This is a genomic window from Streptomyces sp. JLBJ103 (genome assembly GCF_058215575.1).
Genome location: NZ_CM177089.1, coordinates 2554532 through 2578196 on the forward strand (window position 1 = coordinate 2554532; position 23665 = coordinate 2578196).

At 72.2% G+C, this 23665-nt stretch carries 22 protein-coding genes, 1 tRNA gene and 1 riboswitch; of the genes, 9 read left to right on the forward strand and 14 right to left on the reverse strand.

The window, feature by feature from the left end; genetic code table 11:
• Positions 1–6: 6 nt before the first annotated feature.
• Genes AC4BEG_RS11005 through AC4BEG_RS11015 form a run of 3 tightly spaced genes read right to left on the reverse strand, consistent with a single transcriptional unit; the run spans position 7 to position 2944 of the window.
• Positions 7–1464, reverse strand: coding sequence for an FGGY-family carbohydrate kinase (locus AC4BEG_RS11005; protein ID WP_490705700.1), 1458 nt, complete (start codon positions 1462–1464; stop codon positions 7–9).
• 38 nt (positions 1465–1502) lie between these two features.
• Positions 1503–2303 carry a DeoR/GlpR family DNA-binding transcription regulator gene (locus AC4BEG_RS11010; protein WP_490705701.1) on the reverse strand — a complete coding sequence of 267 codons (801 nt, stop codon included), beginning with the start codon at positions 2301–2303 and terminating at the stop codon, positions 1503–1505.
• Positions 2300–2944 carry a histidine phosphatase family protein gene (locus AC4BEG_RS11015; RefSeq protein ID WP_490705702.1) on the reverse strand — a complete coding sequence of 215 codons (645 nt, stop codon included), beginning with the start codon at positions 2942–2944 and terminating at the stop codon, positions 2300–2302. The genes AC4BEG_RS11010 and AC4BEG_RS11015 overlap by 4 nt, the downstream gene beginning before the upstream one ends.
• A 427-nt stretch (positions 2945–3371) precedes the next feature.
• Positions 3372–3509, forward strand: a riboswitch (cobalamin riboswitch).
• A gap of 142 nt (positions 3510–3651) precedes the next feature.
• On the opposite strand from AC4BEG_RS11015, the gene AC4BEG_RS11020 reads away from it, so the two are divergent.
• Both AC4BEG_RS11020 and AC4BEG_RS11025 read left to right on the forward strand, forming a co-directional pair.
• Positions 3652–6051 (forward strand): ribonucleoside-diphosphate reductase subunit alpha, encoded by a 2400-nt coding sequence (locus tag AC4BEG_RS11020; protein ID WP_490705703.1) that lies wholly within the window; start codon positions 3652–3654, stop codon positions 6049–6051.
• Complete coding sequence (locus AC4BEG_RS11025; protein WP_490705704.1) at positions 6042–7070, forward strand: ribonucleotide-diphosphate reductase subunit beta; 1029 nt, start codon at positions 6042–6044, stop codon at positions 7068–7070. The genes AC4BEG_RS11020 and AC4BEG_RS11025 overlap by 10 nt, the downstream gene beginning before the upstream one ends.
• A 248-nt stretch (positions 7071–7318) precedes the next feature.
• Here AC4BEG_RS11025 and def read toward each other — a convergent pair whose 3' ends face one another.
• The 8 genes from def to AC4BEG_RS11065 all read right to left on the reverse strand — a co-directional run bounded on the left by def (position 7319) and on the right by AC4BEG_RS11065 (position 15352).
• Entirely contained in the window at positions 7319–7948 is a 630-nt protein-coding gene (gene def, locus AC4BEG_RS11030) for a peptide deformylase (RefSeq protein ID WP_490705705.1), read from the reverse strand.
• 131 nt (positions 7949–8079) lie between these two features.
• On the reverse strand, positions 8080–9066 hold the full coding sequence (locus tag AC4BEG_RS11035; protein WP_201871384.1) for a tetratricopeptide repeat protein: 987 nt from the start codon (positions 9064–9066) through the stop codon (positions 8080–8082).
• A 218-nt stretch (positions 9067–9284) separates the two neighbouring features.
• Complete coding sequence (locus AC4BEG_RS11040) at positions 9285–10598, reverse strand: HD-GYP domain-containing protein (RefSeq protein WP_490707055.1); 1314 nt, start codon at positions 10596–10598, stop codon at positions 9285–9287.
• 305 nt (positions 10599–10903) lie between these two features.
• Positions 10904–12301 (reverse strand): HD-GYP domain-containing protein, encoded by a 1398-nt coding sequence (locus AC4BEG_RS11045; RefSeq protein ID WP_490705706.1) that lies wholly within the window; start codon positions 12299–12301, stop codon positions 10904–10906.
• A 177-nt stretch (positions 12302–12478) separates the two neighbouring features.
• Complete coding sequence (rsrA, locus tag AC4BEG_RS11050; protein WP_490705707.1) at positions 12479–12808, reverse strand: mycothiol system anti-sigma-R factor; 330 nt, start codon at positions 12806–12808, stop codon at positions 12479–12481.
• Positions 12805–13494 carry a sigma-70 family RNA polymerase sigma factor gene (locus tag AC4BEG_RS11055; RefSeq protein WP_490705708.1) on the reverse strand — a complete coding sequence of 230 codons (690 nt, stop codon included), beginning with the start codon at positions 13492–13494 and terminating at the stop codon, positions 12805–12807. Before AC4BEG_RS11055 ends, rsrA begins: the two co-directional genes overlap by 4 nt.
• Before the next feature lie 293 nt (positions 13495–13787).
• Positions 13788–14435 carry an alpha/beta hydrolase family protein gene (locus tag AC4BEG_RS11060; RefSeq protein ID WP_490705709.1) on the reverse strand — a complete coding sequence of 216 codons (648 nt, stop codon included), beginning with the start codon at positions 14433–14435 and terminating at the stop codon, positions 13788–13790.
• Between the two features lie 86 nt (positions 14436–14521).
• Positions 14522–15352, reverse strand: coding sequence for an SOS response-associated peptidase (locus tag AC4BEG_RS11065; RefSeq protein ID WP_490705710.1), 831 nt, complete (start codon positions 15350–15352; stop codon positions 14522–14524).
• 110 nt (positions 15353–15462) lie between these two features.
• On the opposite strand from AC4BEG_RS11065, the gene AC4BEG_RS11070 reads away from it, so the two are divergent.
• The 4 genes from AC4BEG_RS11070 to AC4BEG_RS11085 all read left to right on the forward strand — a co-directional run bounded on the left by AC4BEG_RS11070 (position 15463) and on the right by AC4BEG_RS11085 (position 19099).
• Positions 15463–16176: a M50 family metallopeptidase gene (locus AC4BEG_RS11070; RefSeq protein ID WP_490705711.1), complete on the forward strand. Its 714-nt coding sequence runs from the start codon at positions 15463–15465 to the stop codon at positions 16174–16176.
• 116 nt (positions 16177–16292) lie between these two features.
• Entirely contained in the window at positions 16293–17645 is a 1353-nt protein-coding gene (aroA, locus tag AC4BEG_RS11075; RefSeq protein WP_490705712.1) for a 3-phosphoshikimate 1-carboxyvinyltransferase, read from the forward strand.
• Between the two features lie 12 nt (positions 17646–17657).
• On the forward strand, positions 17658–18665 hold the full coding sequence (gene rsgA, locus AC4BEG_RS11080) for a ribosome small subunit-dependent GTPase A (RefSeq protein WP_490705713.1): 1008 nt from the start codon (positions 17658–17660) through the stop codon (positions 18663–18665).
• Positions 18666–18775: 110 nt separating this feature from the next.
• Complete coding sequence (locus tag AC4BEG_RS11085) at positions 18776–19099, forward strand: DMT family transporter (protein ID WP_490705714.1); 324 nt, start codon at positions 18776–18778, stop codon at positions 19097–19099.
• Here the strand turns inward: AC4BEG_RS11085 and AC4BEG_RS11090 are convergent.
• Positions 19044–19727, reverse strand: coding sequence for a TetR/AcrR family transcriptional regulator (locus AC4BEG_RS11090; protein WP_490705715.1), 684 nt, complete (start codon positions 19725–19727; stop codon positions 19044–19046). The two genes, AC4BEG_RS11085 and AC4BEG_RS11090, sit on opposite strands and share 56 nt — an antisense overlap.
• A gap of 136 nt (positions 19728–19863) precedes the next feature.
• Between AC4BEG_RS11090 and hisN the strand changes: the two genes are divergently transcribed.
• A complete protein-coding gene (gene hisN, locus AC4BEG_RS11095; protein ID WP_490705716.1) occupies positions 19864–20658 on the forward strand; it encodes a histidinol-phosphatase in 795 nt (264 codons plus the stop codon).
• Positions 20659–20855: 197 nt separating this feature from the next.
• A complete protein-coding gene (locus AC4BEG_RS11100) occupies positions 20856–21248 on the forward strand; it encodes a CBS domain-containing protein (protein WP_490707056.1) in 393 nt (130 codons plus the stop codon).
• 92 nt (positions 21249–21340) lie between these two features.
• On the opposite strand, the gene AC4BEG_RS11105 is transcribed toward AC4BEG_RS11100, so the two are convergent.
• Positions 21341–22807, reverse strand: coding sequence for a catalase (locus AC4BEG_RS11105; RefSeq protein ID WP_490705717.1), 1467 nt, complete (start codon positions 22805–22807; stop codon positions 21341–21343).
• 161 nt (positions 22808–22968) lie between these two features.
• Here AC4BEG_RS11105 and AC4BEG_RS11110 point away from each other — a divergent pair, with 161 nt between their 5' ends.
• Positions 22969–23385 carry a Fur family transcriptional regulator gene (locus tag AC4BEG_RS11110; protein ID WP_490705718.1) on the forward strand — a complete coding sequence of 139 codons (417 nt, stop codon included), beginning with the start codon at positions 22969–22971 and terminating at the stop codon, positions 23383–23385.
• 96 nt (positions 23386–23481) lie between these two features.
• Here AC4BEG_RS11110 and AC4BEG_RS11115 read toward each other — a convergent pair.
• Positions 23482–23555 (reverse strand) — tRNA-Met (locus AC4BEG_RS11115).
• Positions 23556–23665: the final 110 nt, after the last annotated feature.

Consider the following 23665-nt stretch of genomic DNA (forward strand, 5'->3'; position numbering starts at 1 on the left):
CGTGGGTCAGCCCAGCCAGCCGCGGTCGCGCAGGGCGGCGGTGAAGGCGGCGTAGGAGTCCTCCAGAGCCGCGCGCTCGGTCTCGTCCGGCTCGATGTCCCGCCCGGTGCGGACCATCGCGGCGGCGGCCGTCGCGAGGTCGGGATGGAGGGTGCCGGAAGCGGCCAGCAGGGCGGCGCCGAAGGCGGTCTCGGCGTGGTCGGCCACCCGCAGCGGGCGGCCGAGGACGGTGGCACGGATCCGGGTCCACAGCGGGCTGCGGCTGCCGCCGCCCGCCGCCCACAGCGGTCCCTCGACCACCACGCCCAGCGCCCGCACCCGGTCCAGCGCCAGGCGCTCCAGAAAGGCGACGCCTTCCAGCGCGGCGCGGTGACGGTCGGCGTCGTCGTCCGGGGTGCCGTCGGTGAAGCCGCGGGCCGCGCCGCTGACGAACGGGAAGCGCTCGCCCTCGCGGCGCAGCGGATAGGCGATCACGGAGGCCGGTCCGCGGTCGGCGGCGGCCCGGTCGAGCGCGGGCAGCCGGTCGGCCGGGACGGCGGCGAGCGCCTCGCCGCCGGTGTTGGAGGCGCCGCCGGGCAGCCACCAGCCGTCGGGGTGGCGGTGGCTGTAGAGCGCTCCGGACGGGTCGGTGACCAGTTCGCGGGTGACGCCCTTGAGGACGTAGGTGGTGCCCAGGATCCCGGCGAACCGGCCCGGCCGCACCGCGCCGGTGGCGAGTTGTCCGGCGCAGCCGTCGGTCATGCCGAGGCGGACCGCGCATCCGGTGGGCAGTCCGGTCTCCGCCGCGGCCTCGGGGCATACGGTGCCGACGGTGGTGGCGGGTGCCTGGACCGGCGGCAGCCAGTCCTCGGGAACGCCGAGGGCGGCCAGGACCTCGTCCGGCCAGCCGCCCTCGCGCGGGTCGTAACCGCTTTTGAGCGCATGGCTCCAGTCGGTGGCCACGGGCGCGCCGGTCAGCCGGTGGCCGATGAGGTCGGGGGTGTGAAGGACCCCTCGCGCAGGGCCGGTTCCCGGGCCGGAGTCACCGGCCAGCCAGGCGATCCGGCCGAGCGCGGCGGTCGGGCCGACGGAGAGGCCGAGGGCCCGCCAACGGGCGGCGCCGAGCTCCTGGGCGCGGGCGTTGAACGCGGCCCCGCGGCGGTCGTCGTACATCAGGGCCGGACCGGTCGGCTCCCCCGCGCCGTCCACGGGGACGATCGTGCCGGAGGTGGCGGAGGTGGCGACCGCCACCACTTCCCGGCCGCCCGCGGGGAGCGCTCCGGTGGCCTGCCGCAGGGCCGCGGCGACCGCGGGCCACCAGGACCCGGCCGGCTGTTCGCTGTGGCCGCCGGGGCCGTGGTGCGGTCGCGGCAGGTCGGCGCGGCCCTCGGCCCGCACCCGGCCGTCCGCGTCGACGCACAGCACCCGTACCGCCGCCGTGGCGATATCGATCCCGGCAACGACCTCACCCTGAACATCACGCACGCCGTGAAATTAACATGCTCGATGTGATCTCGGTCGGGTCAGGCGCCCGTCCCCGCCACCCGGACATCGGTGCGCTCCCGCAACTCCGTGAGCAGCGACGGCTCCACCGCGTCGTCCACCACCAGATGGTCGAAGTCGTCCACCGGGCACAGCCGGTGGAGCGCGGTCCGCTTGGTCTTGGAGGCGTCCATCAGCAGCACCTTGCGGTGCCCGGCGGCCAGCATCGCCCGCTTGACCATCACCACGTCCTGCTCCTGGTGGTAGGTGGTGCGCGCGTCCATGGCCGAGGTGGACACCAGCACCATGTCCACCGACAGCGCCTCGATGGCCTCCGCGCACGGCACCCCGAGGAAGGAGTCATGGGTGTGCGAGTACTCCCCGCCCAGCCCGATCAGCCGCGTCTGCGGCACCCCGGCGAAGACCTCCACCACCCGCCGCGCGTTGGTCACCACGGTCAGCGGAGTGGACGCCACCAGCAGCCGGGCCAGCGCGAGGGCGGTGGTGGAGTCGTCCAGCATCACCGACATCCCGGGCTCGACCAGCTCCACGGCGGCGGCCGCGACCGCCTCCTTCTCGGCCCGGTTGACGCCCATCCGGTAGTCCAGGCTGGACTCGAAGACCGACGAGGGCAGCGCCGAGACCCCGCCCCGGAACTTCCGCACCACCCCGAGCCGGGCCAGTTCGTCGAGGTCCCGGTGAACCGTCATCAGACTGACGCCCGTCAGCTCGGCCAGCTCCGCGGCGGTGGCGGTGGAGCGTTCGAGCACGTACTCGGTGATGGTCTGCCTGCGGGCGTCCTGGGAGCGGGCGGAGCCGCCGGGGTTGCCGGTGGAGGTCATGCCGGGGATTCTTCCGTGCCGCCCCCGGGGCCGTGCCCGGTAGGGACGTTCAGGGAGCGCAGCGCCGTACGGTCCCCGGTCAGCTCGATCTCGGTCACCGCCGCGTTGTCCAGCCGGGGGAAGACCTCGCGGTAGCGGCCGGGGCGGATGCCGAGCAGCGCGCACAGCGCGGTGCGCAGCAGGGTGTTGTGGGCGACGACGAGCACCGTGCGGCCCGGGTGCGCGGCGGCGAGGGCGCGCAGCGCGGCGGCGGCGCGCCGCCCTGCCGCGCCGGGTGGTTCCGAGCCGGGGAAGGCGCCGGTCTCGGCGTCCTGCCGGAACGCCCGTACCGCGGCCGGGTCCTCGGCCTCCATCTCGGCGATGGTGCGGCCCTCGCCCCAGCCGAAGTCGACCTCGCGCAGCTCCTCGACGACCTCGGGGACCAGGCCCAGCGCCTGCGCCGCGGGGGCCGCGGTGAGCCGGGCGCGGCTCAGCGGGGAGCAGGCCACCGCGTCCACCCCGCGCTCCGCGGCCCAGCGGGCGAGCGCCTCGGCCTGGCGGTGACCCCGCCCGGTGAGGGCCACGTCCGAGATCCCGGCATAGCGGTTCTCCGCGTGCCAGACGGTCTCGCCGTGGCGTACCAGCAGCAGTTGGGTGGTCATCCGGGCGCCTCCCACGCATCGGCCATTGTCTGATCAAGTCTGGGATGTTAAATCTAACATCGTCGATGTGATGTATCGCCGAAGGCAGCCCCTTCTGCACGTTCTCGCCGCCGGAGAACCCGGGTGCTGGTCGCGGACCCCTGAACGGACCCGGCGACCACCCGCGCGGACGGCGTCGAACCGGTCGGCCTGGACGAACTCCACGACCGCAGCGAGGTGGTGAGCCTGCACGCCAGGCTGACCGACCGTCGTACCGGATCCCGACCGCCGTGAGACCTTCGACCGCGGCTATGCCGACTACCGTTCCCGGCTTGCCCGAGCCCGCGCCGGATGGCGGGAGAAGGCCCCGGAACAGCGGGCCCGAGGCCGTCCCGCAATAGCACATACGTGGGAAACTCCCCCGCTGGCGACACAAGATGTGGGGGCGCGTGCGTCGGTCAACACAAGATGTATGCTCGTCCTCGCTGTCGACGCAGGGGAATCCGGTGGGAATCCGGAACTGTCCCGCAACGGTGTACGTGTGCGCATATGCGTACCCGTGAGTCCGATGACCTGCCGACGGCCGTCTGATACACGTCCGGGCCTCGCGGGTTGGGCCGTTGGACGCTGTGCGGGGTGCGTTCGTACGGTAGTGCGGATTCGTCATGCCCGTACGCGGCCATCGCCCCTCCCTCCTGGCCCCCAGCCGAGCGAGGGAGAACACTTCAGTGACCATCGCGCCCGCCGACCCGGTTTCAGAGGCAGCGGCTTCCCCGGCAGAGGCCGACGCGCCCGGGACCGCGCTGCTGCGGACCCTCACCGGGCTCACCGCCGATCTGCCCGCCACCGACCCCGGCAAGGTCGCGGCCGCCGCCCTGCGCGGCCGCCATCCCGGCTCGGACGAGGCGGAGTTGCGCACCCTGGCGACCGAGGCGGCGGCCGGGCTGATCGCGGAGGAGCCGGAGTACTCCCGGCTCGCCGCGCGGCTGCTGGCCCTGGCGATCACCCAGGAGGCGGCCGGGCAGGGCGCGGTCTCCTTCTCGGCCTCGGTCGCGGTGGGCCACCGCGAGGGCCTGATCGCCGACTCCACCGCCGAGTTCGTCACCGCCCACGCCGCGCGGCTGGACGCGCTGGTGGACCGGGCGCTGGCGGACGGCGCCGACAACCGCTTCGGCTACTTCGGACTGCGCACCCTGCACAGCCGCTATCTGCTGCGCCACCCGACCTCCCGTCAGGTGATCGAGACCCCGCAGCACTTCCTGCTCCGGGTCGCCTGCGGACTGGCCGAGGACCTCAGCGAGCGGGCCGTGGACGAGGTCGCCGAGCTGTACCGGCTCACCAGCACCCTGTCGTACCTGCCCAGCTCCCCCACGCTGTTCAACTCCGGCACCCGGCACCCGCAGATGTCCTCGTGCTATCTGCTGGACTCCCCGCTGGACGAGCTGGACTCCATCTACAACCGCTACCACCAGGTCGCGCGGCTGTCGAAGCACGCGGGCGGCATCGGGCTCTCGTACTCCCGTATCCGCGCCCGCGGTTCGCTGATCCGGGGCACCAACGGGCACTCCAACGGCATCGTGCCGTTCCTGCGCACGCTGGACGCCTCGGTGGCCGCCGTCAACCAGGGCGGCCGGCGCAAGGGCGCGGCCTGTGTCTACCTGGAGACCTGGCACGCGGACATCGAGGAGTTCCTGGAGCTGCGGGACAACACCGGTGAGGAAGCCCGCCGCACCCACAACCTCAACATCGCCCACTGGATCCCGGACGAGTTCATGCGCCGGGTCGAGGCGGATGCCGACTGGTCGCTGTTCTCCCCGGCCGACGCGCCGCAGCTGGTGGACCTGTGGGGCGAGGAGTTCGACGCCGCCTACCGCACGGCCGAGGCCGAGGGCCGCGCGGTCAAGCAGGTCCCGGCACGCCAGCTGTACGCCCGGATGATGCGCACCCTGGCGCAGACCGGCAACGGCTGGATGACGTTCAAGGACGCCGCCAACCGCACCGCCAACCAGACCGCCGAACCCGGCAAGGTCGTCCACTCCTCCAACCTCTGCACCGAGATCCTGGAGGTCACCGACGACGGCGAGACCGCCGTGTGCAACCTGGGGTCGGTCAACCTCGCCGCGCACCTGGGCGAGGACGGTCACATGGACTGGGAGCGCCTGGACGCGACCGTCCGTACCGCCGTGACCTTCCTCGACCGCGTGGTGGACATCAACTTCTACCCCACGGAAGAGGCCGGTGCCTCCAACTCCCGCTGGCGGCCGGTGGGTCTGGGGCTGATGGGCCTCCAGGACGTCTTCTTCCGGCTGCGGCTGCCCTTCGACTCCCCCGAGGCGAAGGAGCTCTCCACCCGGATCTCCGAGCGCATCATGCTGGCCGCGTACGAGGCGTCCTGTGACCTCGCCGAGCGCCACGGCCCGCATCCGGCCTGGTCCGCGACGCGCACCGCACGCGGTGTGCTGCACCCGGACCACTACACGGACGCGGTGGCCACCTGGCCGGAGCGCTGGGAGGCGCTGCGGCAGCGGATGGCGAAGTCCGGGATGCGGAACTCGCTGCTTTTGGCGATCGCGCCCACCGCGACCATCGCCTCGATCGCCGGTGTCTACGAGTGCATCGAGCCGCAGGTCTCCAACCTCTTCAAGCGCGAGACCCTCAGCGGTGAGTTCCTCCAGGTCAACTCCTACCTGGTGGACGACCTGAAGAAGCTCGGCGTCTGGGACGCCCAGACCCGCGAGGCGCTGCGCGAGTCCAACGGCTCGGTCCAGGACTTCTCCTGGGTGCCCGCGGAGGTCCGGGCGCTGTACCGCACCGCGTGGGAGGTTCCGCAGCGCGCCCTGATCGACATGGCCGCGGCCCGCACGCCGTACCTCGACCAGAGCCAGTCACTGAACCTGTTCATGGCCTCGCCGACCATCGGCAAGCTCAGCTCGATGTACGCGTACGCCTGGAAGCAGGGCATCAAGACCACGTACTACCTGCGTTCGCGCCCGGCGACCCGGATCGCTCAGTCGGCGCGCGGCGGCGGCGCGGCCGCCGCCACCATCCCCGTCCAGCAGGCGCCCGCCGACGAGGACGCCATCGCCTGCTCCCTGGAGAACCCCGAGTCCTGCGAGGCATGCCAGTGACAACCGCCCCCGACCGTGTGAAGAACCTGCTCGACCCCGGCTTCGAGCTCACCCTCCGGCCGATGCGGTACCCGGAGTTCTACGACCGCTACCGCGACGCGATCAAGAACACCTGGACCGTGGAGGAGGTCGATCTCCACTCGGACGTGGCCGACCTCGCCAAGCTCTCCCCGGGCGAGCAGCATCTGATTGGCCGTCTGGTCGCCTTCTTCGCGACCGGCGACTCGATCGTGGCCAACAACCTGGTGCTGACGCTCTACAAGCACATCAACTCCCCCGAGGCGCGGCTGTACCTGTCGCGGCAGCTCTTCGAGGAGGCCGTGCACGTCCAGTTCTATCTGACCCTGCTGGACACCTATCTCCCCGATCCGGACGACCGCGCGGCGGCGTTCGCGGCCGTGGAGAACATCCCCTCCATCCGGGAGAAGGCGGAATTCTGCTTCCGCTGGATGGACTCGGTGGAGAAGCTGGACCAGTTGGAGACCAAGGCCGACCGGCGCCGTTTCCTGCTCAACCTGATCTGCTTCGCGGCGTGCATCGAGGGGCTGTTCTTCTACGGCGCCTTCGCCTACGTCTACTGGTTCCGCTCCCGCGGGCTGCTGCACGGCCTGGCGACCGGCACCAACTGGGTGCTCCGCGACGAGTCGATGCACATGGAGTTCGCGTTCTCGGTGGTGGACACCGTCCGTCAAGAGGAGCCCGACCTCTTCGACGACGAGCTCGAGCACCAGGTCACCGAGATGCTGAAGGAGGCCGTCGAGGCGGAGCTCCAGTTCGCCCGCGATCTGTGCGGTGACGGGCTGCCGGGCATGAACACCGCCTCGATGCAGGAGTACCTCCAGTGCGTGGCCGACCAGCGCCTGATGCGCCTCGGCTTCCCCACCGTCTTCGGCTCGGAGAACCCGTTCTCCTTCATGGAGCTCCAGAACGTCCAGGAGCTGACCAACTTCTTCGAGCGGCGCGCCTCGGCGTACCAGGTCGCCGTCGAGGGTTCGGTCTCCTTCGACGACGACTTCTGATCGCCCGGCCGTTCACCGGCCCAACACACCGCGGGCCGGACTCCCTTGAGGGGGTCCGGCCCGCGGTGTCGGGTGAAGGGGCGCTAGGCCCTGTCCTGCCGATCCTTGCGGGCCCACGACGCCTGGCACCGCGCCTCGCCGCGTTGTCGGGATCTTCCGAGTACGCCCAGTACGAGGACGACCCTCCGCCTTGCGATCCACGGCACCAGACGCCGCGGGCTGATCCACGAAGACCGACAGGACAGGACCTAGTCGTTGGGCACCGTCTCGTAGCGCGGGGTGCCCTCGGCCATCTGCCGCAGCACGTCCTTGCGGTCGCGCTTGGAGAGCCGGTCGATGTAGAGGCGGCCGTAGAGGTGGTCGGTCTCATGCTGGAGGCAGCGCGCGAAGTAGCCGGTGCCGCGCACCGCGACCGGCTTGCCCTCGGCGTCCTGACCGCGCACCACGGCGACGTCCGGGCGGGGCAGCTCGGCGTAGGCGGAGGGGACGGACAGACAGCCCTCATTGGAGTCGTCCAGCACCCGGCTCTCGGCGGGCAGCTCGTCCAGCACCGGGTTGCAGACCACGCCCACGTGCCGGACGCCCTCGTCGTCCATGCAGTCGTAGACGAAGACCTTCAGGTCGACGCCGATCTGGTTGGCGGCCAGGCCCACGCCCTCCGCCGCCCGCTGGCTGGCGAACATGTCGTCGACGAGCCGCGCCAGGTCGTCGCCGAACTCGGTCACGTCCTTGCACTCGCGGTGCAGCACCGGATTGCCGACGACGGTGATCGGGCGGGCGGTGCCGCGCTCGCGGTAGACCCGCTCGCGCTCCTCGCAGTTCTCCGTGTCCACGACGAACTCGCCGTCCACCTGCTGTTCAGTGCCTTGCTGCGACATCGTCCGCCGTACGCCTTCCGTGAACCCTGATGCGTCGCCCTACAGAGTACGGCCCGCCCGGAGTGACACGGACGTCAGCAGAGCCCATACCGGCCATCGTCGGGGCATACCGGTCTCGGGCCGCCCGGGGGTCAGCAGACCTCTTCCAGATCCCGCCACTCACGGGTGTCCGGGCTGTCCGCGACCCAGCCGTCCAGCAGCCCCCGCACCAGCCCGCTCGGGGCGGCGATCCCGCATTCGCGCTCGGCCACCCACAGCGAGCCCGAGCCCGCCGTACGGTGCCCCAGCGGCCCGGGGTGGCCCGGCTCACTGTGGTCATGCGGGTCCAGGTGCTCGCCCTCGCCCTCGTCACTGGGCATCCGGCTCTCCGAGCAGGAGCGGCACAGCAGCCGCACCGAGGACGACCAGTCCTCCGCGGCGAAGCCCGCGTCCGCCGCGAGCCGCTCCAGGGCGTCCCGGTCGGCCTCGGTGGCGGCCTCCAGCAGCACCACCCAGGTCGGCACCGGGGACGGCGCCCACAGCTCGATCTCGTCGAAGACGGGGTACGCCGGGCCCGCGGAGGTCACCCGCTCACCGTGCGGAACGCCGTCGTGGAGCACCACCTCGCCCCAGCGCCGCCCGGAGGACGGCAGCGGGATGGACAGCACCTCGATCCGGGCCGGGTCCAGCCTGCGGCCCCAGACCACCTCGGCCTCGCCCTCCGGCGACAGCCGCACCGCCGCGCTGCCCAGCTCCATGCCCAGCGGCTCACCGGACGCGGACGCCTCACCGGGCACCTTCAGTCCGTACGCCTGCCAGGCGCGGCGGGCCAGCGGCCAGTCCTGGAGGGCGGTGGCGGCGATGCCCACGTTCCACCAGTCGGGGGCGCCGGTCTCACGGTCCAGCAGCGCCACCGCGCGCAGCCCGGCGGCGCGGGCCTGCTCCCAGTCGTGCCGGAACTTGTGCAGCAGGGCCAGGTTGAACCAGGACTCCGACAGCCACGGCTCCAGGTCGGCGGCGCGGGTCAGCAGCGCGCCCGCGTCCTCGTACCGGCCGTCGCCGATGAGCGTGAACGCACGGTCCGTGGCCTGCCGCCATGAGGCGGACGGCCGGTGCCGTACCTTGCCGAAGATCTTCACGATTCCCGCCTGCCGGTATCGAAGTAGTCCCGCACCAGATGCCTTCGCGGACAGCGTCGCCCTCCCTGGAGGACAACCTGCCACACATCCGCGGACATCTCAGCCCGGCCCCTCTCGCTTCGGCCGGGACACGACGCCCACCACACCTCCTTGCCACCGGCCATCGGCCCGACACCCCTCTCCTCGCATCCAACCATGCCTCTTGGGAGACCCGCTCATTACCCGCGAGTTCTCGACCGGGACCGGCCGTACACCGGGCGGGACAGCACCGTGGCGAGCGCCTCGACCACCGCCGGGTCGAAGTCACGGGCCGTGGCCAGCCGCAGCCGCTCCAGGGCGTGCAGCGGGGCCGCTCCCGCGGTGCCCGCGGGGCCCGCTGCCCCTGCCGCCGGCCCGGCCGCCGGTCCGGCCGCCAGCTCGGTGTACGCGTTCACCGCGCGCACGATACGCGCGGTGAGCGGCTGGTCCCGGTACGGGTCGGCCTGGCGCTCCACGATCACCGCCACCTCCGCGGGTACCCCGGTCTGGCGTACCACAGCACCTCCCAGCAGCGCGATTCTGCGCTGTTCCGCCCCGGGCAGCGGTTCGGTGGCCCCCGCGGGCACCGGGTCCAGCAGCGAGAGCTGTCCGATGTCGTGCATCAGCGCCGCGTACTCCAGCACGGTCAGCGCCGGTTCGGAAAGTCCCAGCTCACGGCCGACGGCCCGGCTGAGTTCGGCGACCTTGCGGGCGTGGCCCGCGGGGGTGTACCCGGCTATCTCGGTCGAGCGGGCCAGCGAGGCGATGGTCTGGCGGTAGGTGGCCCGTATGCCCGCGTAACGGCGGAACGCGTACTGGATCAGCAGCAGCGGCACCGCCAGCACCGGAAGCGCCCACAGTCCGGCGACGGCGACCGCGAGCGCCATCACCACCCCGGTCGCGCAGATCGCCGACCCCACCCCGGGCAGCGCCCACAGTTCGTCGCGCAGCAGCGGGACGTACGGCCAGCCGGTACGGGCCCGGGCCAGCGCGGCGGCCAGCACGGCGTCGCACAGCGCGGTCAGGGCCGGCACCGCGAGCAAGTAGCCGACCGCCTGCGGCCCCTGGCCGAACCAGGAAGGCAACCGGCCGGTGTGGTGCAGCGGTTGGAAACAGGTGGCGGCGAACGCGACGGTGAGCACCCGGCGGGCGGTGTGCTCGAGGTCGGCCGGGCAGCCGAACGCCAGCCGCGGCACCATGCCCGCCAGGGAGGCGGCCACGACCACGGTGACGACCTGGAGGACGCCATGAGTGGCCGGCTCCCCGCCGAGGTTCCCCAGCAGGGCGTAGCCGAGGGCGCCCGCGGCGGCCACGGGCGCGGGCTCACCGCGCTGTTCGTGCGCCCCGCTCGCGCCGCTCGCACGCGGGAGCGCGGGCGGAACATCGGCGCACCGGATGGCCTCCCCGACGGCGATGAGCACCCCGAAGGCCAGCGCCGCCTCCGGCTCGCGCACCCCGTGCCACTCGGTCCAGCCGAGCGCGACAACGGCGAGCGCCCCGGCGGCGCTGTACACCCCGGCCACGGTGAGCGACCCCGTCCGCCGGTCCGCCGTGCCTCGTCCCCGGCCCCGCCGCACCCGGCTCACCGCCCGGCCGTGCCGTCCGGCGAGCCGGTCGAGGGGGTCGGTGAGCCAGGGCGCCGCTCCGGACGGGCCGGACGGGCTGGACGGGCCGGGCCGCCCGTCCGCCTGTCCCACCTGGCCCGTCTGTCCCGCCTGGCCCGTCAGGTTGTCCGCGCGGTTCGGCCGCCCGCGCGCGATACGTTCGGCGGCGCTCTCGTCCCGCGCGCCGGACTCGTCGGCGGGGTCGCGGTCGCCCGTCACGGCGCACCGTCCGCCGAGTCCTGACGCGCCGCCGGGGCGGACGGGCCCGGGGCCGTCGCGGCGACGGGTTCGGGGAGGGCCCGCGGCGCGTCTGCCGGAGCGTTTCCTCGTTCCTCACCGGCGGCGTCCGAAGTGACGGCCGCGTGCCAGCCGTGGCGGTCCAGGGCGCGGGCCAGGGCCCGCACCATCCGGGGGTCGAAATGCGAGCCCGCGCACCGCTTGAGCTCCTCGACGGCGGTGGGCACCGGCCGTGCCCGCCGGTACGTACGTGTCGAGGTCATCGCGTCGAAGGCGTCGGCGACCGCGACCACCCGGGCGAACTCCGGGATCTGGGTCCCGGCGAGGCCGTACGGATAGCCGGTGCCGTCCAGCCGCTCGTGGTGGTGCAGGATGGCCGCGCGGGCCTCGCCCAGGAAGCCGATGCCGCGCACCATTTCGTGGCCGTACTCGGGGTGCAGCTCGATGATCCGGCGCTCGTCGGGGGTCAGCGGCCCGTTCTTGCGCAGGATCCGGGTGGGGACGCCCAGCTTGCCCACGTCGTGGAGGATGCCCGCGATCCGCAGCGCCTCGAGCCGGTCGCCGCTCACGCCCAGTTCGCGGGCGATCATCGCCGAGGCGCGACCGACCCGTTCGCTGTGGCCCCGGGTGTAGCGGTCCTTGATGTCGACGGCCTGGACCAGGGCGCGGATGGTGGCCTGGTGGGCGGTGCGCTCCCGGTGGTACAGCGCGAAGACGCACGCGGAGACATAGATCGGCAGCAGCACCAGCAGGGCCGCCGCCGGTCCGTAGGGGCTGTGCCAGAGCACCGCCATGGCCAGCCCCGCGGGCCCGTGCACCAGATGCGGGGCGAGTGAGCCGAGAACCCGGCCGTGCCAGGCGGCGCGCGGGGAGTGGCGCTCGGCGGTGACCAGCACCCCGCACTCCAGGGCGATCACGGCCAGGCAGAGCACGAGCGCGGTGGCCGTCGCGGCGGCCAGGGCGGACGGGAAACCGGGTGCGCCGGGGGCCCGGACGGAGTCGAGCGCCGCCCGCCCGCCGAGTGCGGCGAAGGTCTGTCCGGCGGTCCAAACGGCCACGGTGAGCTGTGCCGCATGCCAGATCCGGCGTACCCCGGCCGGGCGCCGTTCGACGGGCGCGAGCAGCGCGCCGGGCACGGCGACCAGTGACGCGGCGGCGGGCGGCAGCAGAAAAGCCCCGGCCAGAAGCACGGGGCTGTACCACTCCGGCCAGGGGGCCCGGGTCCCGCGGGCCCCCGCCGCGTAGACCGCGGCGAGGAGGACGACGGTGGCCCAGGGGACGGCGGCCTGGGCCCGGAGCAGCGGGGCGGCGCACAGCACGGCGGCGAGCGCGGCGCACAGAACATAGACGCGCGCCCCGAGAGGAAGTGCCCGCACGGCGCCCTCCTCCCGGTCCATGTCCGCCCTGGCGCCCCTGACGGGCGGGGCGGGTCAGACTCGGGAGAATAGAGCCGCGAACGGCGGGGACGACGGGGCGAGCCGCCCTATTGCACACCTTCGGGTGATGATCGGACCGCTGGGGCACGCCGCGCGGCGGTCACACTCCGCCGCGGGTCATTCCTGGGCGGTGCTGGGGGCGCTCTCCGGGGCCGGGGTCTCCGCGGTGATCTCCCGCTCGGGGACCGCCTCTCCGGCCCGGATCAGCTCGATCCGGCCCATGACCTTCGACCGGAGGTCGCTGGGCACGTCGTCATGGCCGCAGCACCGCTTGACCAGCTTCTTCACGGCCTTCTCCAGGCCGTACTTCTCCAGGCACGGGGAGCACTCGTCGAAGTGCACCTCGAACTTGGCGCAGTCGCCGTCCGGCATCTCGTGGTCGAGGAACTCGTAGAGGTGGTCGAGGACCTCGGAGCAATCCGTCTCGTGCGGGTCTCCGCAGCTCATGAGTCCGCGCCTTTCCGATCGTGCGACTCGTCCGCCGCGGCGGTCGCGCCCGCCGGGACCAGCCCGCGCCCACGGGCGTAGTCCTCCAGCAGTCCACGCAGCTGACGGCGCCCCCGGTGCAGACGGGACATCACCGTACCGATGGGCGTACCCATGATGTCGGCGATCTCCTTGTAGGCAAACCCTTCGACATCCGCGAGGTACACCGCGATACGGAACTCCTCGGGAATGGCCTGAAGGGCCTCCTTGACATCTGAATCCGGCAGGTGGTCGAGGGCCTGTGACTCGGCTGACCGCAGCCCGGTCGACATATGCGACTCGGCGCGCGCGAGCTGCCAGTCCTCGATCTCCTCGGCCGCGCTGCGCTGCGGTTCGCGCTGCTTCTTGCGGTACGAGTTGATGAAGGTGTTGGTGAGGATGCGGTACAACCACGCCTTGAGGTTGGTTCCCTCACGGAACTGGTGGAAGGAGCCGTACGCCTTGGCGTAGGTCTCCTGCACGAGGTCCTCGGCATCGGCCGGATTGCGCGTCATGCGCAGCGCGGCGGAGTACATCTGGTCGAGGAAGGTGAGGGCGTCCCGCTCGAAGCGCGCATTGCGCTCGGCAGCCGTCTCCTGCGGCCGCTCGGCCGGCACTCCCTCGTTGACGCCGTCGGTCTCTGCGTCGGTCCCAGTGACCTGACCCACCTCCTCCAGCTTCGGGGCGGGGCCGGATGCGGACCCGCTCGAATCGGAGAATAGACGACGATCCGGTCCGCCCGCCGCTTCAATTTTTGCGGTCTGCGCCGCTTCCGCTTCCGTCCACTCCAGGTCAGCGGCGTGCGGACGGGCGGGGCAAGCAAGCGAACCCATGCGGGGAACTCCCTTTCCTCGTGGTGCCATCGCGCGGTGAATACCGATGACCGCTACAACACCGGACCCGGCCGTGGCATTCCCGCGGCGTTCCGGGGCCCGGCGGCGCGGCCCGGGACCCGGCGGGCTCAGCCCAGGGCCCGGGGCAGCCATCCGCTGACGGCCCCGGTGATCATCGCGAGCGTCTCGGATTCGTCCACCCCGGCCGACTTCGGCACCGCGAAGCCGTGATCGCCGTGCGGCACCTCGACCAGTTCGGTACCGGCGGGCAGCTCCGGGAACTCCTCAGGGCGTCCGAACGGATCCCGGCCCCCTTGGACGACCAGTGTCGGCACCCCCGCCGCCAGCAGCTCCCCGGCCCGCGACTTCTCCGGCTTGCCCGGCGGGTGCAGCGGGAAGGACAGCGCCAGTACGGCGGCGGCGCCCAGCTCACGGGCGGTCCGGCAGGCCACCCGGGCGCCCGCGCTGCGGCCGCCGGCGACGACCGGCAGCCCGGCCTTCTCCACCGCGGGCCACAGGGCGCGCCAGCCGGTGTCGAGGGTCTTGGGCGCGGGTGCGACCTTCTTCCCGGCCACCCGCCACGGCTGCTCGACCAGGGCGACGCTCACCCCGTGCCCGGGCAGCGCCGCGGCCAGGGCGCGCAGGTCCCGCGCCTCGATCCCGCCGCCCGCGCCATGGCTCACGGCGAGCACCGCGTGGGCGCCGGGGGCGCGATGCCAGGTGATGCGGGCGTCGCCGACCGGGGTCGGCACGGTTTCGGTCGTCTGGGTACTCACCCGGCCATCCTGCCCTGCGACGGGGCCGGACGGCGGGGAACGACCCGGGCGCGGCCTTCTTCCCGGCCACCGCGGCGGCCCCGCGATCAGAAGAGGGTGGCCTCCTCCGGCGCCTCCAGCTCCGTCACCAGCTCCGGACCATTGTTGCGAACATCACTGACCCCGGTCCCGACCGGATAGGCGCGCAGCAGACCCGCGGGCGGCGGAGCCAGCAGCGGACGCAGATCGTCCGGATCGGTACGGGCAGGATCCAGCCACTCCGCCCAGCGGTCCTCGGTGAGCACCAGCGGCATCCGGGGGTGGATATCGGCCAGCGAGCGCGGTCCGGTGCCCTCGCCCGCTCCGCCGGGCACCTCGGCGAACGGCTCCTGCTCCGCCTCCGTGGTGATCACCGTGCAGGTCACCCACCACGCCCGCGGATGCTCGTCCGGCAGCGTCCGGTCCCGCCAGAACTCGTACAGCCCGGCCATGGCCATTACCGAGCCGTCCACCGGGGTCACGAAGTACGGCTGCTTGCGCGGTCGCTTCCGCTTCCCCTTCTCCTCCAGCTGCCGCTCCGCGGACCCGGTCACCCACTCGTAATAGCCGTCGGCGGGCAGGATGCACCGGCGCGAGGCGAACGGCCGCCGGTACGACGGCTTCTCGTGCACCGTCTCCGCGCGGGCGTTGATCATCTTCACCCCGCCCTCGGGCGACTTCGCCCACGACGGCACCAGCCCCCACTTCAGCGCCCTGAGCTGGCGCACCGCACGCGGCTCCGCGGCGTCCTTCAGAGGGCGTTCGAGTACCGCGTACACGTCCTTGGTGGGCGCGACGTTCCAGTCGGGCGCCAGGGTCTCTTCCGGCTCCCACTTCTCCACTCCGAAGATCCCGGCGAGATCCTCCGGCCTCCGGCTCGCTGCGTATCGACCGCACATAGGTGCCACACTGCCACGACGCCCGCGCCCGGTGACCACCGAGCCGGGAATCGAGCCCGACGGCCGGCAGCCTGCCGACCGCACCACCTGCCGCGAGGAGTCGCCCGCCCATGGACGCCACGAACGCCGCCGAGCTGTGGGACCGCGTCGTCGGGACCCAGCCGGACCCCACCAGCTGGCTGGTCGCCTCCACCGGGCTCATCGCACTGGCGGTGGTGGTCTTCCGGACCACCTGGCGGATCTCGCGCAACGCCATCACCATCGCCCACGAGGGCGGCCACGGGCTGGTCGCGCTGCTCAGCGGGCGGCGGCTGGACGGCATACGTCTGCACTCGGACACCTCGGGGCTGACCGTCTCCCGCGGCAAGCCCACCGGCCTGGGCATGATCCTCACCGCCGCCGCCGGGTACACCGCCCCCTCGCTGCTCGGCGTGGCCGGCGCCTGGCTGCTGGCCTCGAACCACATCACCGCTCTGCTCTGGGGGGCCACGGCGCTGCTCGTCGTGATGCTGGTGATGATCCGCAACGCCTACGGGGTGCTCACCGTCGTGGTCACCGGGGGCGCCTTCCTCCTCGTCTCCTGGCTGACCGGACCGGAGGTGCAGGCGGCCTTCGCCTACGCGGTGGTGTGGTTCCTGCTGCTGGGTGGCGTCCGCCCGCCCTTCGAGCTCCAGGGCAAGCGCCGCCGCGGGGGCGCGTATGACTCCGACCCCGACCAACTGGCCCGGCTGACCGGCATTCCGGCTGGTGCCTGGCTGCTGATGTTCCACACCGTCTCGCTGTGCTCGCTGCTCGCGGGCGGCCGCTGGCTGATGGGGATGTGAGCCGTACAAGCCCCCGGCGCACCCCGTGCGCCAACTGACGCGGAGCTGTGTTTCGACTGGGTTTCGCCACTTTTGATCAAGATTCGCACTCTCAGCGAACCACTAAAGTGAGACCCATGACCGGCATTGAGACCTCCCCGGGCGCGCACTCCGCCCTCTGGCCCGCTCCGACCGCCGACGGAGCGGTTGACGCGACCGTCACCGTGCCCGGATCCAAGTCGGTTACCAACCGCGGTCTGATCCTCGCCGCGCTCGCCGCCGAACCCGGCTGGCTGCGCCGCCCGCTCCGCTCCCGCGACACCCTGCTGATGGCCGAGGCGCTGCGGGCGATGGGCGTGGGCATCGAGGAGGGCGTGGGTCCCGACGGCGGCGGCGAGGTGTGGCGGGTCATCCCGGCCGGTCTGCACGGCCCGGCCACCGTCGACGTCGGCAACGCGGGCACCGTGATGCGCTTTCTGCCGCCGGTCGCCGCCCTGGCCGACGGCCCGGTCCGGTTCGACGGCGACCCGCGCTCCCACGAGCGGCCGCTGCACGGGGTGATCGACGCGCTGCGCGCGCTCGGCGCCCGGATCGACGACGACGGCCGCGGGGCGCTGCCGATGACCGTCCACGGCGGCGGAGCGCTGGACGGCGGCGCGGTGCGGATCGACGCCTCGTCCTCGTCCCAGTTCGTCAGCGCGCTGCTGCTGTCCGCGCCGCGCTTCAACCAGGGGGTCGAGGTGCGCCATGTCGGCGCCGCGCTGCCCTCCCTGCCGCACATCCGGATGACCGTCGACATGCTGCGTGCCGCGGGCGCCCGGGTGGACACCCCCGAGGCGGGCGGCGAGCGGGACGTCTGGCGGGTGGCGCCGAGCGCGCTGCTCGGCCGCGACCTGGTCGTCGAGCCGGATCTGTCCAACGCGGCGCCGTTCCTGGCCGCGGCCCTGGTCACCGGGGGCCGGGTGACCATCCCCGACTGGCCCGAGCACACCACCCAGCCAGGGGACGAGCTGCGCCGGATCTTCACCGAGATGGGCGGCTCCTGCGCACTGACCGAGACCGGTCTGACCTTCACCGGCACCGGCCGGATCACCGGTATCGACGCCGATCTGCACGAGGTGGGCGAGCTCACCCCGGTGATCGCCGCGGTCGCGGCGCTCGCCGACTCCGAGTCGGTGCTGCGCGGCATCGGCCATCTGCGGCTGCACGAGACCGACCGGCTCGCCGCCCTCGTCAAGGAGATCAACGGTCTGGGCGGCGATGTCACCGAGACCGAGGACGGTCTGCGCATCGTGCCGGCGCCGCTGCGCGGCGGGATCTTCCACACCTACGAGGACCACCGGCTGGCCACCGCCGCCGCCGTCCTCGGTCTGGCCGTCGAGGGTGTCCAGATCGAGAACGTGGCGACCACCGCCAAGACCCTGCCCGACTTCCCCGGCCTGTGGACCGGCATGCTCGACGCGACGACACCCTCGGCGCGGAGAGCCTGAGAGCCTGCCGCCATGCGCCGCTACGGCAAGCACACCGACGAGGACGACGTACGGGTCCGTCCCAACCGCAAGGGCAACCGCCCGCGCACCAACATCCGCCCCAAGCACGAGGACGCCGCCGAGGGCTTTGTGCTGACGATCGACCGCGGACGGCTCACCGTCCTGGTCGAGGACCGCACCATCATCGCCATGAAGGCCCGTGAACTGGGCCGCAAGGGTGTGGTGGTGGGCGACCGGGTCGCGGTCGTCGGCGATCTGTCCGGCGACAAGGACACCCTGGCCCGGATCGTCCGGGTCGAGGAGCGGTCCTCGGTGCTGCGCCGGACCGCCGATGACGACGACCCGTACGAGCGGGTGGTGGTCGCCAACGCCGAGCAGCTGGCCATCGTCACCGCGCTCGCCGACCCCGAGCCCCGGCCGCGGCTGATCGACCGCTGTCTGGTGGCCGCCTTCGACGCGGGTCTGGAGCCACTGCTCGTCCTCACCAAGTCCGATCTGGCCCCGGCCGACACCCTGCTCGGGACGTACGAGGCGCTCGGCGTGCCCTATGTCGTCACCAATCGGGAGGAACTGACCGACGGCCAGGCCGCCGAGCGGGTACGGGAACGGCTCGCGGACCGGATCACGGTCTTTGTCGGCCACTCCGGCGTGGGCAAGACAACCCTGGTCAACGCGCTGGTGCCGGACCGTAAACGGGCCACCGGCCGGGTGAACGCGGTCACCGGCCGCGGCCGCCACACCACCACCTCGGCGCTCGCCCTCCCCCTGCCGGACGACAAGGGATGGGTGATCGACACCCCGGGGGTGCGCTCCTTCGGACTGCACCATGTGGATCCGGCGCGGGTCATCCACGCCTTCCCGGACCTCGAGCCGGGCACGGCGGACTGTCCGCGCGCGTGCAGCCATGACGAGCCGGACTGCGCGCTGGACCAGTGGGTGGCCGACGGCCACGCCGGCCCCGCCCGGCTGTACTCGCTGCGGCGGCTGCTCGCCACCCGGGAGCGGCGCGAGGGGGACTGACCCGGGCCCCCGGCCACGTTTGCCACCCACGACGGGAGGTAAATGGATAATCGCATCGAGGCAGGCGCCCTCCGGCGAAAGCGGCCGTCAGCGGTACGGGAGGAATCTGTATGGCGTGGCTGCTGGTCGTGGTCGCCGGGCTCCTCGAGACCGGGTTCGCCGTCTGCCTCAAGCTCTCGCACGGCTTCACCCGCATCTGGCCCACGATCGCCTTCTGCGTGTTCGCCCTGGGCAGCTTCGGGCTGCTGACACTGTCGCTGAAAAAGCTGGACGTGGGACCGGCGTACGCGGTGTGGACGGGGATCGGGGCGGCCGGCACCGCGATCTACGGCATGGTCTTCCTCGGCGATCTGGTCTCCACCCTCAAGATCGTCTCCATCACTCTGGTGATCGTCGGAGTGATGGGGCTCCAGCTCTCCGGCTCGGGTCACTGAGCGGCGCCGAGGCCAGCGCGCCACGCACCACCGTCGCCACGTCCGCCGCCGGGGCGGGGGCGACCACATAGGCCAGTGCCAGCCGCGCGGCCGTGTCGCAGGCGCGGACCAGCTCCCCCGGCCCGCCCCGCGGCCACTGATCCGCCAGCAGCCGCACCGACCGCTCCCGCACCTGGACCAGCAGCTCGACCGGCGAGGGCAGCGGCGGCATGGTCTCCGCCCGCTCCGCGGCCCGGGGCCGCAGGGAGCGCGACGGCCGCGAGGGCGCCGGGTCGAGCCGTAAGGGTGTGGGCAGCCGGTCTTCCCAGCAGCCCGTGAGCACCGCCCGGACCAGCGGATTCTCGGTCGCGGCACGGACCGTCCAGACTGCCGCGGCGGCCAGCCGCTCCCCGGGGTCCGCGGGGCCGGGCGGCTGGGTGAGGGCCTGTTCCACCCCGCTCAGATACGCGTCCGCCTCGCGCCGTACCAGGGCGCGGGCCAGTCCGTCCTTGCCGCCGAACTCGTTGTAGAGGGTCTGCCGCGAGACCCCGGCCGCGGTGGCCACATCGACCATCCGGACCGCCGCCCAGGAGCCTCCCGCGAGCGCGGTGTAGGCCGCGTCCAACAAGGATTCGCGTGCTGCGGGCACCGCCACCTCCCCGGCCGGGTGCGGACAGAATTGACGGATCGCCAGACACTGTCAAGGGAACCCGTGTGCTCAGACGCACCGGGGCGCGCCCGCGCTCATGTGGATTCGGCTCATTCCCTGTCGATACTGTTCGGCCATGCCCGACTACCACGATGACCTGCGTCTCGGCCATGTCCTGGCCGACGCCGCCGATGCCACGACCATGGAGCGGTTCAAGGCCCTCGACCTCCAGGTCGAGACCAAACCCGACATGACCCCGGTGAGCGAGGCCGACAAGGCCGCCGAGGAGCTGATCCGCAGCCAGCTGCAACGTGCCCGGCCGCGCGACGCGGTGCTCGGCGAGGAGTTCGGCAGCGAGGGCAGCGGCCCCCGCCGCTGGGTGATCGACCCGATCGACGGCACCAAGAACTACGTCCGCGGAGTCCCGGTCTGGGCCACCCTGATCGCGCTGATGGAGCGCGGCGAGGGCGGCGACCGGCCGGTGGTCGGTGTGGTCTCGGCTCCGGCGCTGGGCCGCCGCTGGTGGGCCGCCGAGGGGCTCGGGGCGTACACCGGACGGAGTCTGTCGTCCGCCAGTCGGCTGCGGGTCTCCCAGGTGTCCCGGCTCGCCGACGCCTCGTTCGCGTACTCCTCGCTCAGCGGCTGGGAGGAGCGCGGGAAGCTGGACGGCTTCCTGGAGTTGACCCGTGCCTGCTGGCGCACCCGCGGCTACGGCGACTTCTGGCCGTACATGATGGTCGCCGAGGGTTCGGTGGACATCTGCGCCGAGCCGGAGCTGTCGCTGTGGGACATGGCGGCGAACGCGGTGATCGTCCAGGAGGCGGGCGGCCGCTTCACCGGTCTGGACGGGGTGCCGGGGCCGAACAGCGGTGACGCGGCGGCGTCCAACGGACTGCTCCACGGACCGCTGCTGGATCACCTCCGGTCCTGACCTCCGGGGGCGCTCGGAGCTCGCTCGGGGCTCACTCGGGCCCTCAACCGGCGCGCACGAGCCAGGAAGTGGCAGTTCCGCTTCCGCGCGCCCTTGTTGAGTCCGCCACGGCATGTGAACATGAGAATCCAGGACCTTGTGAATTTGTGAATCCGTTCTCTAACGGATTCACCAAGGAGGTGGCTCCATCCATGCCCATGTACGTCCGTGACGCCATGAGCTCGGTGGTCCTCACCATCGGCCCCGCGCATACGCTCCGCCAGGCCGCCCGGCTGATGTCGGCCCGCCGGGTCGGATCGGCCGTCGTGCTCGACCCCGACACCAGCGGACTCGGCATTCTCACCGAGCGCGACATCCTCAACTCCCTGGGCGAGGGCCAGGATCCGGACCTCGAGACCGCGCACTCCCACACCACCGCCGACGTCGTCTTCGCCGCCCCCGGGTGGACGCTGGACGAGGCCGCCCGCTCGATGGCGCACGGCGGTTTCCGCCATCTCATCGTGCTCGAGGCGGGCGACCCCGTCGGAGTGGTCTCGGTGCGCGACATCATCCGCTGCTGGGCCCCGGCCCAGCAGCCCGCGATGGCCTGAGGCACCCGGCCCGAACACACCGGCCCGAGGCACGCGGAGAGGCCGGAGCCCACTGGCGTCCGGCCTCTCCGGTTCGGTACGGCAAGCGCCCCTCAGCCGCGCTGGGCCTGGACCGCGGCCTCCAGCCGCTTGCCGTAGTCGGCATCCGCCATGCGGAAGTTCTCGATCGCCCGCCGCGCGATGTCATCGCGCGACACCTGCGCGATGAAGCCCGCCAGGTTGGCGATCAGACGCTCCTTCTCCTCGTCCGACATCAGCCGGTAGAGGTTGCCCGCCTGGACGAAGTCGTCGTCCTCGGCGTGCGAGGGAGCCACGTGGTCACCGGTGTGGCCGGAGACCGCGACGGGCTGCCACAGCGGCCGGCCGGTCTGCGCCGGACCGCCGAAGCTGTTCGGCTCGTAGTTCCTGGCGCCCGCGTGACGGCCGTCGTAGAGGAAGCCGTCCCGGCCGTGGGTGCGCGCCTCGGTGGCGTGCGGCCGGTTCACCGGCAGGTGGTCGGCGTTGATGCCGACGCGGTAGCGGTGGGCGTCGCCGTAGGCGAACAGCCGCCCCTGGAGCATCTTGTCCGGGGACGGGCCGATACCCGGCACCAGATGGGCCGGCGAGAAGATCGACTGCTCGACCTCGGCGAAGACGTTCCGCGGGTTGCGGTTGAGTTCGAGCTTTCCGATCTCGATCGGCGGGTAGTCCTCGTGCGGCCAGACCTTGGTCAGGTCGAACGGGTTGAAGCGGTAGCCCGCCGCGTCCGCCGCGGGCATGATCTGCACCTGGACGGTCCAGCTCGGGAAGTCCCCGCGCTCGATGGCCTCGCGCAGATCGCGCTGGTGGCTGTCGGGGTCCTTGCCCGCGACCACCTCGGCCTCTTCCGAGGTGAGGTTCTTGATGCCCTGGTCGGTCTTGAAGTGGTACTTGACCCAGAAGACCTCACCGGCGTCGTTGTTCCACTGGAAGGTGTGCGAGCCGTAGCCGTTCATGTGGCGGTACGAGGCGGGGATGCCGCGGTCGCCGAACAGCCAGGTCACCTGGTGGGTGGACTCGGGCGACAGACCCCAGAAGTCCCAGACGTTGTCCGCCTCCTGGGAGCCGGTGTACGGATCGCGCTTCTGGGTGTGGATGAAGTCGGGGAACTTGATGGCGTCCTTGATGAAGAACACCGGGGTGTTGTTTCCGACGAGGTCGTAGTTGCCCTCCTCGGTGTAGAACTTCAGCGCGAAACCGCGCGGGTCGCGCACCGCGTCCGCCGAGCCGAGGCTGCCCGCCACCGTGGAGAAGCGCAGGAACGTCTCGGTCTGCTTGCCGACCTCGGAGAGGAACGCCGCGCGGGTGTAACGCGTCACATCCGCGGTCACCGTGAAGGTGCCGTAGGCACCAGCCCCGCGCGCGTGGACGACCCGCTCCGGGATGCGCTCGCGGTTGAAGTGGGCCAGCTTCTCGATCAGGTGCTGGTCCTGGATCAGACCCGGACCGCCGGCCCCCGCCGTCTCGCTGTTCTGGTTGTCCGCCACCGGAGCGCCGGACTCCGTGGTCAGCGGTTCGCTGATGTTGCCCTGGACCGTCACGTGCGCCTCCCGCGAATTCGTGTGGTGACCCTCGGTCTGGAGTGAGCACCACCCTACATTGGACTTTGTCTAAGTCAAGAACGCATGGAGACTGATAACAGATCTGGCCATGGACTCACCCGCTGCTACCCTTGTCCTTATCTGACTGATAGGTGAACGGCATGAGTGACCTGCTGGAACGGCTCCGAGGACGCGGCTGGCGACTGACCGCGCAGCGACGTGTCGTCGCCGAGGTGCTCGACGGGGACCATGTGCACTACACCGCCGACGAGGTTCATGCGCTGGCGACCGGCCGCCTGCCCGAGATCTCGCGCGCCACGGTGTACAACACCCTCGGCGAGCTCGTCTCGCTCGGCGAGGTGATCGAGGTCAGCACCGACGGCCGGGCCAAGCGCTACGACCCGAACGCCCACCACGCCCACCAGCACCTGGTGTGTGCGCGGTGCGGCACGATCCGTGATGTCCACCCCACCGGCGACCCACTGGCCGACCTGCCCGCGCGGGAGCGCTTCGGCTTCGCGGTCTCCGAGGCCGAGGTGACCTACCGCGGGCTCTGCCCCGACTGCGCGGCCGCCTGACGCCCCGGGGGCGCCCCGGGCATCGCGGACACCCCCGAGCCAGGCCCTGAAATGACGAAGGGCCCGGATCCTGAGGATCCGGGCCCTTCGTTCTCGTAGCGGGGACAGGATTTGAACCTGCGACCTCTGGGTTATGAGCCCAGCGAGCTACCGAGCTGCTCCACCCCGCGTCGGTGTGGACCAACCTTAACCCGCGGCCGACTCCCGGAGCAAACCGGTTACCCGGGCGCCACCCGCACGCAACGGGATGGCCCCGGACCTGCCCTACGGCGCAGGCGGG

What these genes read in the sequence shown, in the direction of transcription:
- AC4BEG_RS11065 (WP_490705710.1), bottom strand. Translation starts at nt 15,352, where the DNA reads ATGTGCGGTCGATACGCAGCGAGCCGGAGGCCGGAGGATCTCGCCGGG.
- AC4BEG_RS11015 (WP_490705702.1), bottom strand. Translation starts at nt 2,944, where the DNA reads ATGACCACCCAACTGCTGCTGGTACGCCACGGCGAGACCGTCTGGCAC.
- AC4BEG_RS11100 (WP_490707056.1), top strand. Translation starts at nt 20,856, where the DNA reads ATGTACGTCCGTGACGCCATGAGCTCGGTGGTCCTCACCATCGGCCCC.
- def (WP_490705705.1), bottom strand. Translation starts at nt 7,948, where the DNA reads ATGTCGCAGCAAGGCACTGAACAGCAGGTGGACGGCGAGTTCGTCGTG.
- AC4BEG_RS11085 (WP_490705714.1), top strand. Translation starts at nt 18,776, where the DNA reads ATGGCGTGGCTGCTGGTCGTGGTCGCCGGGCTCCTCGAGACCGGGTTC.
- hisN (WP_490705716.1), top strand. Translation starts at nt 19,864, where the DNA reads ATGCCCGACTACCACGATGACCTGCGTCTCGGCCATGTCCTGGCCGAC.
- AC4BEG_RS11025 (WP_490705704.1), top strand. Translation starts at nt 6,042, where the DNA reads ATGCCAGTGACAACCGCCCCCGACCGTGTGAAGAACCTGCTCGACCCC.
- AC4BEG_RS11010 (WP_490705701.1), bottom strand. Translation starts at nt 2,303, where the DNA reads ATGACCTCCACCGGCAACCCCGGCGGCTCCGCCCGCTCCCAGGACGCC.
- rsrA (WP_490705707.1), bottom strand. Translation starts at nt 12,808, where the DNA reads ATGAGCTGCGGAGACCCGCACGAGACGGATTGCTCCGAGGTCCTCGAC.
- aroA (WP_490705712.1), top strand. Translation starts at nt 16,293, where the DNA reads ATGACCGGCATTGAGACCTCCCCGGGCGCGCACTCCGCCCTCTGGCCC.
- AC4BEG_RS11070 (WP_490705711.1), top strand. Translation starts at nt 15,463, where the DNA reads ATGGACGCCACGAACGCCGCCGAGCTGTGGGACCGCGTCGTCGGGACC.
- AC4BEG_RS11110 (WP_490705718.1), top strand. Translation starts at nt 22,969, where the DNA reads ATGAGTGACCTGCTGGAACGGCTCCGAGGACGCGGCTGGCGACTGACC.
- rsgA (WP_490705713.1), top strand. Translation starts at nt 17,658, where the DNA reads ATGCGCCGCTACGGCAAGCACACCGACGAGGACGACGTACGGGTCCGT.